Raw genomic sequence first — 14,094 nt, 5'->3', positions numbered from 1 at the left:
GTTTATTCAACGGAATTGCTATACAACCCCAGACCGTTCATTACATAGGGACGAACCATGTCTACTAGTAAATCGGTTCGATTATTTTCCCCAACCGTTAACCAATAATGCGCAGCGCCATAGATCGCTGAGCCTGTCATCGCCGAAATCACTTTTATTTGGCGGCGGTCCGTATAGTGCCCTTTTGAAAAAATGCTTTCAATGATTTGCTGCAGCATCTTCTTTACTTTTTCATCCACAAGCTCCGCAATCGATTTGGAATCCATTCTGCAAATCTGATAAAAATCCAAGATGTAGCGATGTGTCAGCAAGATCAACTGGTCACATATTTCAACTGTAAACTCCCGTGCATTCATCACTTGCTCAGGAACCATCTCACGAAACACCTGTTCTGTGATTTCTTCAAGCAAAGCATATTTATCTTCATAATGGGCATAAAAGGTGGCGCGGTTAATGGTAGCTTTCTGAGCGATATCCTTTACGGATATGGCATCAAATTCTTTACTCCGCAACAAATCTCTAAAGGCTTCTCTTATTAACTGTCGTGTGCGCATAACCCTTGGATCTTGCTGATTTACCAAATGGATTCCCCCTTCTAAAACAGCAAATTATCACAATTTGTTGTCTATGCAACTTTCCACTGAATCTGTCTGTTGTATTCATGAGAATACAGTAATATTATTTTATCAAACAGATGTTGCTTAAACAATTTGTGATAAATTCATGAAGACGATAGAAAAGCTTGATCACGACGACATTTATGATTTTATTTTTGTTCCCGTACGATATGATCAGGCCGAATCCGCCCTAACTGCGATCAAGAATAATCGAAGCAAAACCATTGTCACCTTGACTAACACCGTTGGATATGACAGCTGGCTTGAAATCGTGGGGGACCGTTTACTCCCGGGATTTCCCGGTGCGGGTGGAGACATCAAAGAGGATGTTCTATACGCCCAATTCGGTTCCGAAAAACATCAAGGAACCATTTTTGGTGAAATAAATGGACTGATTACCGAAAGAGTGAAAGAACTCGCCCAAAAATTTGAATCGGTGGATTTGCATTTTGAAATCCAAAAAGACATTCTGGCTTTCCATATTTCGCATACTGCGTTGGCTATTACGAACAAGCATTTCTATACGAATGACGGAATGGTGGATATAGAGACGGCAAGAAGTGTGAGCACTCTAAGCAAAATCGCCGCAGAGATTAAACAAAATATTCACCTGGTGGAGCAAGCTGGAATTCCGGTAATCCCATCCGAAACGAAGGCAATGGGAGAATTGCCTGACAACGAGATTATTACCCGTTACCGCCAGATGCTAAGCAATGACTTTATCATTGATGTAAAGCTCGGGAACCATGCCGTCAGCCAAAGGGCAGAAATTATGTTATTAGATGAGATGTTTCATAAAAAGGTATCTATCCGGCGGTGACTAACCTTGGGCTCTGGGGCGGACCACTATTTCATTGACATCCACGTCCCCTTAATATGAATAACATGTGTATGTTGTTTGAAAAAAGTTTGACTTTGATCGAACGTTCGATTATACTGTAATCATGAAAAATAGATCCGATAACAAATCCGAACTGATCTATCAGACAACAATTGAACTTCTCAATGAAATTGGGCTATCCGATATATCCATGTCCAAAATCGCGAAAAGGGCGAACATCTCTTCGTCGACTATTTACTTTTATTTTGAAAGTAAAGAAGACTTGCTGATTAAGTTATACTTTAAGCTCAAGGAACAAATGCATGAGAAGATGTTTCTTGGCGTAACGGCGGACATGTCAGTCAAGGCTGCCTTTGAGAAGATCTTGCGTAATTATTCCAGTTATATCGTGAATAATCAAGCAAATTTTCTGCTGATGGAACAGTTTCTTGATTCGCCGTTTATCCAAAAAACCTGTAAAGATCAAAACGGTGGTGTATTCAAGCCGATGTATCCTTTATTCGAAAGGGGGATTAAGGAAGGACTGTTCAAGGATTCGGAAACGAATCTTCTCGTTACTTACTCCTGCTTGCCATTTGTCCAAATGGGAAAAGAGTATATCAACGGTGAGTATGAATTCACCCCTGACAACATCGACAAAATGATTCAAATGAGCTGGGATGCGATTAAAGCATGAACAGCCGCTTTTTCAATCTTTATCGATCGAACGTTCGATCAAATTAATGAGTTGGCTTTAACCTGCATCAATTTGATCGAACGTTCGATAATGCAGTTGAATTTTATAATGCCTTGAACGAACGTTCGATTAAAAAGGGGTGAGGCTTATAACCACTAAAGATCTAAGCAATGTAAAGCATTCCGAAATGCGATTTTCTGGACATACTAAACAAAATGACAAAGGAGAGATATTTATGGAAAAAAGAGCCCTTGGGTCAAGCGGTCTGGAAGTTTCAGCTATGGGATTAGGCTGCATGACGATGTCTGATTTTTACGGTAGTGACCGGGATGAACAGGAATCGATACGGACGATTCATCGAGCATTGGACCTTGGTGTAAACTTCTTGGACACCTCAGATCTGTACGGTGACGGAGAAAATGAGAAGCTGGTAGGAAAAGCGATTAAGGATCGGCGTGACGAGGTCGTACTGGCTACCAAGTTCGGGGTCGTACGTGATGGAGGCTATTGGGGCTATAACGGCAGCCCGAGCTATGTTAAAGCAGCTGCCGAAGCAAGCTTGCGCAGATTAGGTGTTGACCATATCGACCTGTATTATCTGCACCGGATCGATCCATATACCCCCATTGAGGAGACGGTAGGGGCTATGGCTGAATTGGTGAGAGAAGGGAAGGTCCGTTATATCGGTCTTTCGGAAGCCCCGGCTCAACTAATCCGCAGAGCACATGCAGTTCATCCAATTTCGGCAGTGCAAACGGAATATTCCTTATGGTCCCGAGACATTGAAGACGAAGTTCTTCCTACTCTCAGAGAGCTTGGCATCGGATTTGTCGCCTACAGCCCGCTTGGACGTGGGTTCCTAACCGGGACAATTCAGCGATACGAGGATTTGGATTACAGCGATGTAAGACGAAACTTCCCAAGATTTCAAGGACAGAACTTACAGAAAAACCTTCAATTTGTTGCTCGGATTAAAGAGATGGCGGCGGAAAAGGGATGCACTGCGCCCCAATTGGCGTTGAAATGGATTTTGATGCAAGGCGACGATATTGTGCCTATTCCAGGAACGAAAAGAAGAAAGTATTTAGAAGAAAATATTGCGGCTTTGCAGGTTGAACTTACAGATTCGGACCTTCAACGTCTCAATCAAATCGCACACAAAAACGTGGCTGCCGGACATCGTTAATTACAGAAAATGAAGGAGGATCATCATGACTGAATCCATAGATTTTGAACTAGGTATTAACACCTTTCTGGAAACTTCGCCAGATCCTGTAACGGGCAAGCGGATCAGCCATCCCGAGCGGATTCGAAACGGGATCGAAGAGATCGTTGTTGCTGATCAGGCTGGTCTTGATGTGTTTGGGATCGGAGAACATCAACGGTTTGATTTTGCCTCCGAGGCTCCAGCCGTCATCCTTGCTGCGGCAGCTGCTTTAACCAAGCGAATTCGGCTCACGAGTGCTGTTACCGTCCTTTCCTCGGATGATCCGGTTCGCGTCTATCAATCATTTTCAACGCTGGACAGCATCAGTAATGGGCGGGCTGAAATTATGGTCGGCAGAGGCGCCTTTGTTGATTCGTTCCCGTTGTTTGGCTACGACTTAAAGGACTACGACGAATTGTTTGAAGAACACCTTGAGTTGCTTCTCAAGGTTAGAGCTTCGGAAAAAGTCACCTGGCGAGGCGGTCATCGCCCGGCGATTCATAATCTCGGCGTCTATCCGCGATCCGTCCAAGACCCGCTTCCGGTGTGGATTGGATCTGGAGGACGACCGGATTCGGCTATTCGAGCAGGAGCGTTGGGATTGCCTATTGTCTTTGCGATCATTGGCGGAAACCCGGAAAGATTTGCTCCATTAGCTGAATTGTATAAACAAGCAGCTGCGAGTGCAGGCCATGATGTAAGTAAGCTTAAAATTGCGACACACTCGCACGGTTTCGTTAGTGAAACAACCGAGGAGGCGGTTCGGTTACACCGACCTTACCAGGTCGTTCAAATGAACGAACTCGGCAGAGTGTTGGGATGGGCGCCATACACCGAAGCATCCTATGAGTTGAATCGCAAGATGGATGGTTCCCTCTATGTAGGTGATCCTGAATATGTTGCAGAGAAGATTCTTCACGTCCGCAAAATGCTAGGAACCAACCGCTTCTTCCTGCATCTGAATATTGGCACAATGCCTCATCGTGAAGTCCTGCGCGCCATTGAGTTGTTTGGCACCCGCGTGGCGCCGATTGTTCGCAAAGAAATCGCAAAAGAAAACAAGCAGACAAACGCTTAAGCATCCGTCCCTTCGGGGGAGTCTTTGGGCAGTCATATATTAGGGGGGTTCGATGCGTATGAAACAAAAGTCAGCAATTGACGACAATGAGAGTACATCCACGGAACCTGGGGTTGCTTTGAAGTTAGATCATCATGTTGAACTTGCTCTGCCATCGGTTAGAGGTGGATTTACAGATGATGGACGTCTTGCTCTACAAGTCGGTTCTGATTATTTGATAGGTGACATGTATCTTGCGAACGTATTGAGGACGATTATTGCAAATGAGAGTTTCGTATATATGTATTTGAACGAGGATGTGTCACATCTTTGCGATTTGTTGCTGGAATCAGAATTAAACTTATTATCTGGGCGGCTTAAGGAACACTTTGCGCTAACGATGAACCATCCAGTAGACCCTTTTCAGCCCGAAGGGATTGCTAGATTATTGGGACTTGATGCTGAATCAATAAGCAATGAGGCGAATCGAAATCTTTTGCTAGAGAATCTGGATCATTTATTGGTGAGACGATTCGGTAAGATTTCCGACACAGGCAAGTATAGAGAACCTACTGGCTTGAACAGAGCTATAGAGATTCATAGTGAAGGAACTGCAAACCCTACACTTAAGATTATGTTGAATAAGAGTGAGGGTGAACTTATCTTTCTTGACTCTCATTTTAAAGCAGAAGTTGTTTCTCCGTACGGAATTTCAGCGTCAGGTACATCAGAGACGATTACAGCCATGGGCAAAACGATAACCACATTTGAACGTATCATTCCTCGGCTGGGAGTATACTATGCTTTATCCCAAGCTCAGATCGCTTTGTTCCGCTTAGGATGGGGATTAAAGGACATCCAAGCGAGTGATTCTGTGATCAAAAGCTGGATTAGCGAGGCTACTGCCAAGTTGATCCCTGCAAGTCGAATGCCCAGCGAAACCACGATTTTATATTTTATCAAGGCGACTTTAGCGGATGGTTCCGAGGTGAATGGGATGTGGCCGAATACATTGTCAGCCGAGTTATTTTACAACCTCGAAACCGGACGTGTAGAACGATATGTTTCCGAGCATGAACATGAATTGGAACTGAAAGATGGTAACAGATTTACCATCGCTAATACGGCAGATGGTGGTGTAGCTGTCAGAGCGGTTCCAGCCGATACTTCTGACATACATCATATGCTTCATTTCTATGACGATACTGAAAGTTTGGATAAAGGTTTACTAGTAGCAGCAGAAGACCGGTCAGTCTCTCTACTTGGCAAAACAAATAATACAGCCAGTCATTTTAAAACATCACATTTGAGAGCCCCTCGGGGAAAGGAATTTAGATTTGTCATGTGGGGATCAAATAATTTTGATGTTTATATAGTGGAAGAGGGACAAGGCGGGGTTTATACAATAAATGATACTTTGAACAGTTAATTGCCTATGTCAATGAGAGATTGACAGTAGGGTATATTCACTCGTCGCTTTGTTTCAATCTACAACAAAAGATAGCGATATTCATTTATCAAAGTCCAATAACCGAAAATAAGTTATCGCTTCTAGGTGGAAATCCGGAGCATGCAGTACGGTTTGGAGATGGACGGTATTGTAGGTTATGATTTCATGAAAACTGCCGGCAGATATTCATCAAAAGACTGTAATGTATCCATTTGAAGGGGGTGTCCCTCATATTTCAACGGATAAGAGAGTATAAATTTTGAGGAGGGGAAATCGCCCTCCTCTTTAAGTTTTTATAATGTAGTCATGGAGACAAACATTCTTAGGGAAATTTTCTTTGATGAGCATCAACATGGGGATCGGTTTGATGTCAACGCCGAAAAGTCTCTAAAGCACCTTTGAGGAATTAAAAATCCCGGCCAAATTTTCACAATCGTTTACAAGATGAGAAATGGGCTGCTGGAAAGAAATATTTGGAAATGGCAGATTATCTTGAATGGCGTGAAAACAGAAAACTGGGAAAGATCTCCTCAAAAGTGATTTGTATCAAGTAGCTTAATTTAGCTGAGAGATTCTACATACAAATTTGGACTTGATCCTGATTTCGATTTTGTGCCGAAATTTTCGCCCCATTTTTTCATCTCCAGAATGATCGGCACAAGCGTTTGTCCGAGTTCCGTAAGGGAATATTCGACTTTCGGCGGAATCTGGTTGTACACTTCGCGGTTGACAATGCCGTCCTTCTCCAGCTCGCGCAGCTGCAGGGTCAGCATCCGCTGCGTAATCGTCGGGCAGATTCGGCGGAATTCGTTGAATCGCTTCGGCCCTTCGACTAGATGGTACAACAGCACGCCTTTCCACTTGCCGCCGATCACGTCCAGCGTATACTCCACCGGACAGCCTTCATCGTTCGGGCAATGCCCGTAGCCGCTCTTGCGGTTGCGCATGCGTTCCACTCCTTCTATATTAAAAAGTATAAAAAATGTTCCTATACAACATGAATGTGCGTACTAATAATTTTAGCTGATATCCACTATACTTACAACTGTAGTTTAATTCAATCCTTACTGGAGGGGATTCAAAATGCCAAATACAACCATGAAAGCTGTCGGCCTATACAAATATTTGCCTATCGATCATCCGGACAGCCTGATCGACGTTGAGATCGAGAAGCCGACACCGACCGGCCGCGATTTGCTGGTTCGGGTCAAAGCTATCTCGGTCAATCCGGTTGACGTGAAGGTGAGAGCGCCGAAGGACCGGACTGAAACGAAACCGAGAGTGATCGGCTGGGACGTAGCGGGTGTCGTGGAGCAGACGGGGCCGGACTGCACGTTATTCAAACCCGGCGATGAGGTGTATTATGCCGGCAGCATTGTTCGGGCGGGAGGCAACAGTGAGTTTCATCTGGTCGATGAGCGGATCGTTGGGTTCAAACCGGCGACGCTGGACTTTGCGCAGGCAGCCGCACTGCCGCTGACGTCGATTACCGCGTGGGAGGGCCTGTTCGACCGCCTCGGGATATCATCCGAGCCAGGCAGCAATCCAGGCCGTACCCTTCTGATCATCGGGGCGGCCGGCGGCGTCGGTTCGATCGCGACCCAGCTGGCCAAGTACGCAGGACTGACGGTTATCGGCACGGCTTCACGGCCGGAATCGGCGGACTGGGTGCGAGGACTGGGGGCTGACCATGTCATCAATCACTTCGAGGACTTCGTTCCACAACTCAAGGCGATTGGCTTCGAGAGTGTCGACTACATTTTCTGCCTGAACAGCACCGAGAAGCATTGGAGGAAAATGGCGGAGGCCATTGCCCCGCAAGGGAAAATCTGCTCGATTGTCGAGACAGGCGAATTGCTAGATTTGACGCTGCTGATGAACAAGAGCGTTACCTTCGTCTGGGAACTGATGTTCACTCGCTCGATGTACGGGACAGCCGACATGATCGAACAGCACAAGCTGCTCAACGAAGTGGCAAAACTGGTGGACCAGGGGATCGTCCGCACGACGGTGAACGAGAAGCTGGAGCCGATAAACGCCGCTAATTTGCGCAAAGCCCATGCGATGCTCGAATCGGGTAATATGATTGGCAAAGTCGTGCTGGAGCATTTTCGTTAATGTGTGTCACCGCCGGGATATAATTGACTCGGGATCGCCGGAATGAAAATGACCCACCCTTTGCGATATTTCCCCTTCGGATTTAACCGCAAAGTTCACTTCGGAGGGAGACACATGCTAAGGAGTGGGATAGTTTCCATACGTGGGATAAATACCCACATAATTTGAAACCCTTTTGCTCAGGCAGAAGGGTTTCTACAACTAAGTACCCAATTCATGTAACCCAATGAGCATGATCAATATTTTTTCCAGGGCTTATTCTTTAGAATAACTGGAGCATCTAAATCATGCTCATCAATCTCACTAACATGCTTAAATATTAGTTCATGCTTTAATAAACCATATTCAAATAAGGGCTTTATTTTCCAACTTGTCTCGTCAATTACTGCGGGCATAAGAATATACTTTTTATGCTTTTGATACCGAGCTTTGAACATATTAAACATTTTAAAATTATCAGTAGGATTAGCTCGTTGCATTCTAGAAATAGACATTATTAAGCTCTCATCTAATTCTAAACCTTGTTCTTCCATTCTCTTAGCCACTCGGTCAATATTTGAACTGATATGAATTGTATATCCCTTCTCTTCCCCGGGAATATCACCTTCGATTATTGCTACTCTGATTTCATCATGCTTATCTTCCTTACCATACATGGAAATCCAATTTTTAAATATTTTTGTTGCATAATATTCATTTTTGTAAGGCAGTATTAGACATGGTGGCTCACTATTATCAGTGTCCATGAGAAACGCAGCACCTCTCCAGATAGCCTTGTCCCATGTTTCTAAATCAATAGGCGTAGTAATAAATAAAGATTTTCTTTCTTTTTCTGGCAGTGGGCGTAACTTTCCTAATTGAGGTTTTTCTTTTTTGTTTACTCCTCTTAAACGCCAGTACAACCTTTCATATCTTTCGGGCTTTGATATATCGTAATATGTAGCTCCTTGAAGTGGCATTGGAATAAACTTAGTATCTGTTTCATGAAAAATTACAGGAATAAATCTCTCATTTAATGAATCATCATTATATAAGTGTTGGTAAATGATATTACTTTCCCATTTAACACCTTTACCAATACCCTTATCAGTCTTTCCCATAAGCCTTTTTAGGTATTCTTGAGTACAGATTACAATAATATAATCTGATTCGTTAATTGAGTTCACCATCCATCTTGGCCATCCCTCTTTAGGGGATTCTTCATATTGATCCAAAATTGTATCAATGCCTTCACTTCTTAGTTTATTGGAAAAATTAAGAACTCTATCCGAAAATTCTAAGCTTTCTTGGCAGTAACTTATGAATACTTTTGGATTCTTTTCAGTCATACTCAATCCTCCAAGCATAAGCTGTCAAATGAATTTCTAATACAGGTTTTTCAATTATTGTATCACATTAACATTCTACCTTTTGTACATAATTTGGCCTCATAATCAAAAATAATCTTGCAAAAACCGTTGCCGTCACTTATGATACGGTTCACCGCGCTTGATCTTAAACGAATCTGCCCGTGAGTTTAACTGGCCCACTCTATAGCTTCACTGGACAGCGCGAGTTGTGCCCGAGGAAAGCGTTGGCGTCCTCCTATGTAAAAAGGAACGCAAAAAAGGATGCTGCTCACCAGAACAGCATCCTTCTCTTTTGCTTTGGTTACACCATAATCTTGCAAACATCGTTCGTAAATTCCACTGGGTCCTGCAGCGGCAGACCCTCGATCAGCAGCGCCTGGTTGTACAGCAAAGTCGTGTACAGATTCAGCTTTTCCTTGTCTTCGGCAAAAGCTTTTTTCAACGACTGGAACACGTCGTGATTGACGTTGATTTCGAGCACCTTCTCCGCTTTGACATTCGGATTGTTCGGCATCGCGTTCAAGATTTTTTCCATCTCGATCGTGATGTCCCCTTCGGTCGTCAGGCACACCGGATGGGAACGCAGCCGCTTGGACGCCCTCACGTTTTTCACTTTGCCTTCCAGCAAGTTCTTCATGTAGTCAAACAGCTCTTTGTTTTCCTCGTTCTCCGCATCCGTGCTGCTTCCTTTCTCGTCCGCTTCGATCCCGAGGTCGCCGCTGGAGACGGATTTGAACTCCTTGTCCTTGTACTTCCCGATCATCTTGATGGCGAACTCGTCGATGTCTTCCGTGAAGTACAGGATTTCGTAGCCTTTTTCCAGCACCAGTTCGGTCTGCGGCAGCTTCTCGATGCGTTCGTTCGACTCGCCGGACGCGTAGTAGATGTACTTTTGCTCTTCCGGCATTCTCGACACGTACTCATCCAGCGTGACGAGCTTTTTCTCCTTGGAGGAGGTGAACAGGAGCAGGTCCTGCAGCACGTCCTTGTTCATGCCGAAGTCGCTGTACACGCCGAATTTCAGCTGGCGGCCAAACGACTGGAAGAACTGCTCGTACTTGTCGCGCTCGTTTTTCAGCATGCTCTGCAGCTGGTTTTTGATCTTGCTGGCGATGTTTTTGGCGATCAGCTTCAACTGGCGGTCGTGCTGCAGCATCTCCCGGGAAATATTGAGCGACAAGCTCTCCGAATCGACCATCCCTTTGACGAAGCTGAAGTAGTCCGGCAAAAGGTCCGGGCACTTGTTCATGATCAGGACGCCGTTCGCGTACAGCTCAAGCCCTTTCTCATACTCCTTGGTGTAGTAATCGAACGGAATGTTCTCCGGAATAAAAAGAATCGCCTGGTACACCACGGCACCGTCGGCGCTGATGTGGATGTGCTTGAGCGGCTTGTCGAAGCCGTAGCGCTTTTCCATGTAGAAACGCTCGTAATCTTCGTCCGTCAGCTCGCTCCTGTTTTTGCGCCAGATCGGCACCATGCTGTTGATGCGCTGCTCTTCCTTCACGTCCTCGTACTCGTTCTCGGTGCCTTCCTTGAGCTTGCGCGTTGTCACGTCCATCTTGATCGGGTAGCGGATGAAGTCGGAGTATTTCTTGATGATCGCTTTGAGACGATACTCGTCCAAATACTCGTCGTAGCTCTCTTCCTCCGTGTTTTCCTTGATCTTCAGGATGATGTCGGTACCGACTTCCGCTTTTTCCGCCGACTCGATCGTGTAACCGTCCGCGCCGGAAGACTCCCATTTATATGCCTGATCGCTGCCGACCGCGCGGCTGATGACCGTCACGACGTCCGCGACCATGAAAGCGGAGTAGAAGCCGACGCCGAACTGGCCGATGATGTTGTGCCCGTCCTTCGCCTCGTTTTCTTTTTTGAAAGCGAGCGAGCCGCTCTTGGCGATCACCCCGAGGTGGCTCTCCAGCTCTTCTGCCGTCATCCCGATTCCCGTGTCGCGGATGGTCAGGGTGCGGTTTTCCTTGTCTGCGATGACTTTGATATAGTAGTTGTCCTTGTCAAAGACGATGCTGTCATCCGTCAGTGCTTTATAGTACATCTTGTCAATGGCGTCGCTTGCGTTGGAGATCAGCTCGCGCAAAAAGATTTCCTTTTGGGTGTAAATGGAGTTGATCATCATTTCCAAGAGGCGCTTGGATTCAGCCTGAAACTGCTTCTTTTCCATTCCTATCTCTCCCTTCTGCTGTGACCGGTTTCCCGTTTCGTCACGTCGTCCAAACAAATTATTAGCACTCTCCGCAGGTGAGTGCTACCCACTATTTTTTATAGCAGTCCTGTTTTTTTCTGTCAATACGCCCAGGGTTGCACGACGTCATCCACAGCTTCAGTCAGGAGAGAGAAAAGGCTTCGCTGGGGACATACCCGCAGCCGCTCTTTTCCATCGGCTATTCCGGGCTCTTTTCCAGCTTGGCGACCCATTTGTCCGCGCTGGATTCGTCATTGTCAAACAGGACGACCTCATGCAGCTTGATCCCGTCGACGGCTCCGATCGCCCTGGACATTTCGTCCGCCAACTGCTGCATGTCCACTTCTTTCTTGCTTTACTTCTGCATCGAGTACGAGCACGATCTTTTTCTTCATCAGTTGTCAACATCCTTTGCATCTGGGTTCATTCCCACATCATAGCAAACCCGCCCGCAACTTGAAATACCCGTACAGTCCGGACCAGCCGGTGTACGGGTACGATTCTGGCAATCTCTGTGCTTTCTGGACGCTTCTGCGGCAGCCTGTCGGACAAAAAGCTCGTATCTGCGATCGGCCCGTCATGCTGAAGCCTTCCCTATCTGCCGCCGATTGGCGTATAACCCGTGCGCTCCACCAGCGACTGCCCCTGCGGCGAAAGAATCCAGTCGATGAACCGCGACACATTCGGGTTGGCGCTCCCTGCCGTCACGGCGTAAAATTCGGCAGCGAGCGGGTACGTCCCGTCGCGGATCGTGCTCTTGTCCGGCTTCACTCCGTCTACTTCCAGCAGGCGGATATCGCCGTTTTGCACCATCTCAGTGGCGAAGTACAGGAAGGAATAGCCAATCGCCTGCTTGTAGTTTTTGTAGTCGGCCGTCTTGCGGATGATTCCTCCCATGCCTGCCTCGATGTCTTCCTCCGGCGCAGGCATCAGCTCGACGTTGCCCATCACTTTCTCCAGCATCGTCTGGCTGCCGCTGTTCTTTGGGCGTTGAAAGGCGCGGATCTTCCCTGGCGCGCCTCCGACCTCGGACCAGTCCGTAATCTTGCCTGCATAAATGTCGCGGATTTGCTGCGTAGTCAGCCCTTTGACCGGATTGGCAGCATTGACGAAAAAGACGAATGCCTCGCGTCCGATGGGTGTCAGCTTCAGCTCAACGCCCTTTTGCTTCGCCTCTTCTAGCTGCTGCTGCGACGGACCTGCGGCAAAGATGATGTCCGCCTCGCCGTCAATCAGACGCTCGTAAGCCTTTGGCGTCGTGCTGGACATGACCTCGCTGTCGTACGGATTGTATTCCTTTTTCGGGTAGACAGCCTGGGCGAACGCCGCGTACAGCGGATAGAGCGCCGTAGCACCATCCAGTCTCGGCAAGTCGCCCTGCAAAGTCAAGCTCGCCGGCTCCTCCAGCTTCTTCGCCTTGGTCGGCTCGCGGAAAGGCTGGTACTCCGACAAATCCACGTCCTGCTCGCTGACGACTGGAATGCTGTTTTCGTACCACTGATAGCCTTCATAGCCCGCCACCGTCAAGCCGCACAGGACCAAAAAGCCGAAAAACGAGCGGTACAGCACTTGCTTGCGGACGGAAACAGCAAACATGCAGACCGCGATGAAGACGATGGTCGCGACGATCACCACGGCCGTCAGCGCTACGTAAAAGGATTGTCCGCCTGTCACCGCGACTAAAAACATCCCCACAAACCCGAAAAAGGCAAGAACCGCCGCCAAGACGACAAATTCCATGATACGTGCAAGCAGACTTCGCTGCATGACTCACTCCCCCTCTCTAATCCGTTCTATTATACAAAAATTGGAACCCTTCAGAAAATGAGGAATCGCTTGCGAAGCCATTTCGATAATCGCTCCGGTTCGCCTGTCAGCAAGCAACGCCCCCTGCCGCCAAAGCGGGAAGCTGGACACGGCAAAAAGACGCATACGCTGGCTCTGCGATCTTTTGCCCGTGAAAATTTGCAGAAGCACAAAGAAATCGCAGGAAGGATATTTATAAAGCGACCGTTTCCGAGTATCATATATAGAAAAAAAAAAGAAAGAGGCTAGCAAATGTCTACCAGAAACACAACGAAATCATTGGTCATCAACGCACTTTTTATCGCTTTAACCCTCGTCTTCACCATGTTCATCAACCTGCGCCTCCCGTTCATGGGGAACGGCGGACTCATTCACCTGGGCAACGTGCCTCTCTTTCTGGCAGCCTTTATATTTGGCAAAAGAACAGGAGCCATTGCGGGCGCCTTCGGGATGGGCCTCTTCGACCTCATCTCCGGCTGGACGACATGGGCACCGTTTACCTTTGTCATCGTGGGAGCCATGGGCTATATAGCCGGGCTGATCGCCGAAAGGAAAACGGGCAGCCAGGTATGGGTATACTCGCTGGCTATTTTCGTCGCTCTGCTCATCAAAATCGTGGGCTACTATTTTGCGGAGGTCATTCTTTACAGCAACTGGATTCAGCCGTTCGGCTCCATTCCAGGCAACGTGCTTCAAGTCGTTATCGCCGGCATTATTGTCCTGCCGTTTGTCGGACGTCTGAAAAAAATCGCTCGGTAGTTTCCCGCGCA

At 47.0% G+C, this 14,094-nt stretch carries 13 protein-coding genes and 1 pseudogene; 8 read left to right on the top strand and 6 right to left on the bottom strand.

What is annotated here, in order from left to right:
- Nucleotides 1-2 precede the first annotated feature (2 nt).
- Nucleotides 3-581: a TetR/AcrR family transcriptional regulator gene (locus ACFSO0_RS08850; protein WP_376879073.1), complete on the bottom strand. Its 579-nt coding sequence runs from the start codon at nt 579-581 to the stop codon at nt 3-5.
- A gap of 142 nt (nt 582-723) precedes the next feature.
- Between ACFSO0_RS08850 and ACFSO0_RS08845 the strand changes: the two genes are divergently transcribed.
- From ACFSO0_RS08845 to ACFSO0_RS08820, 6 genes and pseudogenes are all read left to right on the top strand, one after another.
- Complete coding sequence (locus ACFSO0_RS08845; RefSeq protein WP_376879071.1) at nt 724-1,437, top strand: ketopantoate reductase family protein; 714 nt, start codon at nt 724-726, stop codon at nt 1,435-1,437.
- Nucleotides 1,438-1,561: 124 nt separating this feature from the next.
- Nucleotides 1,562-1,717 (top strand): annotated as a pseudogene (locus ACFSO0_RS08840) (TetR/AcrR family transcriptional regulator); the annotation flags it as partial.
- Between the two features lie 3 nt (nt 1,718-1,720).
- The gene (locus ACFSO0_RS08835; protein ID WP_376879108.1) at nt 1,721-2,134 is read left to right on the top strand and encodes a TetR family transcriptional regulator C-terminal domain-containing protein; all 414 of its coding nucleotides are present in this window, start codon (nt 1,721-1,723) and stop codon (nt 2,132-2,134) included.
- A 235-nt stretch (nt 2,135-2,369) separates the two neighbouring features.
- Complete coding sequence (locus ACFSO0_RS08830; protein WP_376879069.1) at nt 2,370-3,320, top strand: aldo/keto reductase; 951 nt, start codon at nt 2,370-2,372, stop codon at nt 3,318-3,320.
- 25 nt (nt 3,321-3,345) lie between these two features.
- A complete protein-coding gene (locus tag ACFSO0_RS08825; protein ID WP_376879066.1) occupies nt 3,346-4,419 on the top strand; it encodes an Atu2307/SP_0267 family LLM class monooxygenase in 1,074 nt (357 codons plus the stop codon).
- A gap of 58 nt (nt 4,420-4,477) precedes the next feature.
- The gene (locus ACFSO0_RS08820; protein WP_376879063.1) at nt 4,478-5,827 is read left to right on the top strand and encodes a hypothetical protein; all 1,350 of its coding nucleotides are present in this window, start codon (nt 4,478-4,480) and stop codon (nt 5,825-5,827) included.
- 581 nt (nt 5,828-6,408) lie between these two features.
- Here the strand turns inward: ACFSO0_RS08820 and ACFSO0_RS08815 are convergent.
- Nucleotides 6,409-6,795 (bottom strand): winged helix-turn-helix transcriptional regulator, encoded by a 387-nt coding sequence (locus ACFSO0_RS08815; RefSeq protein ID WP_376879060.1) that lies wholly within the window; start codon nt 6,793-6,795, stop codon nt 6,409-6,411.
- 136 nt (nt 6,796-6,931) lie between these two features.
- On the opposite strand from ACFSO0_RS08815, the gene ACFSO0_RS08810 reads away from it, so the two are divergent.
- On the top strand, nt 6,932-7,966 hold the full coding sequence (locus tag ACFSO0_RS08810) for a zinc-binding alcohol dehydrogenase family protein (RefSeq protein ID WP_376879057.1): 1,035 nt from the start codon (nt 6,932-6,934) through the stop codon (nt 7,964-7,966).
- Between the two features lie 236 nt (nt 7,967-8,202).
- Here ACFSO0_RS08810 and ACFSO0_RS08805 read toward each other — a convergent pair whose 3' ends face one another.
- From ACFSO0_RS08805 to ACFSO0_RS08790, 4 genes are all read right to left on the bottom strand, one after another.
- A complete protein-coding gene (locus ACFSO0_RS08805; RefSeq protein WP_376879054.1) occupies nt 8,203-9,294 on the bottom strand; it encodes a TIR domain-containing protein in 1,092 nt (363 codons plus the stop codon).
- A 322-nt stretch (nt 9,295-9,616) separates the two neighbouring features.
- Nucleotides 9,617-11,497, bottom strand: coding sequence for a molecular chaperone HtpG (htpG, locus tag ACFSO0_RS08800; protein WP_376879052.1), 1,881 nt, complete (start codon nt 11,495-11,497; stop codon nt 9,617-9,619).
- A gap of 220 nt (nt 11,498-11,717) precedes the next feature.
- Nucleotides 11,718-11,855, bottom strand: a complete 138-nt coding sequence (locus ACFSO0_RS08795; protein ID WP_376879050.1) for a hypothetical protein — start codon at nt 11,853-11,855, stop codon at nt 11,718-11,720.
- Nucleotides 11,856-12,112: 257 nt separating this feature from the next.
- Nucleotides 12,113-13,285 carry a PstS family phosphate ABC transporter substrate-binding protein gene (locus ACFSO0_RS08790; protein WP_376879047.1) on the bottom strand — a complete coding sequence of 391 codons (1,173 nt, stop codon included), beginning with the start codon at nt 13,283-13,285 and terminating at the stop codon, nt 12,113-12,115.
- Between the two features lie 291 nt (nt 13,286-13,576).
- Here ACFSO0_RS08790 and ACFSO0_RS08785 point away from each other — a divergent pair, with 291 nt between their 5' ends.
- Entirely contained in the window at nt 13,577-14,083 is a 507-nt protein-coding gene (locus ACFSO0_RS08785; RefSeq protein ID WP_376879045.1) for an ECF transporter S component, read from the top strand.
- Nucleotides 14,084-14,094: the final 11 nt, after the last annotated feature.

The organism is Brevibacillus sp. GCM10020057 (assembly GCF_042683565.1).
GTDB lineage: Bacteria > Bacillota > Bacilli > Brevibacillales > Brevibacillaceae > Brevibacillus.
Note: the sequence above shows the minus strand (reverse complement) of the source record. Positions and strands in the feature narration are given on the sequence as shown.

What these genes read in the sequence shown, in the direction of transcription:
- ACFSO0_RS08845 (WP_376879071.1), top strand. Translation starts at nt 724, where the DNA reads ATGAAGACGATAGAAAAGCTTGATCACGACGACATTTATGATTTTATT.
- ACFSO0_RS08830 (WP_376879069.1), top strand. Translation starts at nt 2,370, where the DNA reads ATGGAAAAAAGAGCCCTTGGGTCAAGCGGTCTGGAAGTTTCAGCTATG.
- ACFSO0_RS08825 (WP_376879066.1), top strand. Translation starts at nt 3,346, where the DNA reads ATGACTGAATCCATAGATTTTGAACTAGGTATTAACACCTTTCTGGAA.
- ACFSO0_RS08820 (WP_376879063.1), top strand. Translation starts at nt 4,478, where the DNA reads ATGAAACAAAAGTCAGCAATTGACGACAATGAGAGTACATCCACGGAA.
- ACFSO0_RS08815 (WP_376879060.1), bottom strand. Translation starts at nt 6,795, where the DNA reads ATGCGCAACCGCAAGAGCGGCTACGGGCATTGCCCGAACGATGAAGGC.
- ACFSO0_RS08810 (WP_376879057.1), top strand. Translation starts at nt 6,932, where the DNA reads ATGCCAAATACAACCATGAAAGCTGTCGGCCTATACAAATATTTGCCT.
- ACFSO0_RS08805 (WP_376879054.1), bottom strand. Translation starts at nt 9,294, where the DNA reads ATGACTGAAAAGAATCCAAAAGTATTCATAAGTTACTGCCAAGAAAGC.
- htpG (WP_376879052.1), bottom strand. Translation starts at nt 11,497, where the DNA reads ATGGAAAAGAAGCAGTTTCAGGCTGAATCCAAGCGCCTCTTGGAAATG.
- ACFSO0_RS08795 (WP_376879050.1), bottom strand. Translation starts at nt 11,855, where the DNA reads ATGCAGCAGTTGGCGGACGAAATGTCCAGGGCGATCGGAGCCGTCGAC.
- ACFSO0_RS08790 (WP_376879047.1), bottom strand. Translation starts at nt 13,285, where the DNA reads ATGCAGCGAAGTCTGCTTGCACGTATCATGGAATTTGTCGTCTTGGCG.
- ACFSO0_RS08785 (WP_376879045.1), top strand. Translation starts at nt 13,577, where the DNA reads ATGTCTACCAGAAACACAACGAAATCATTGGTCATCAACGCACTTTTT.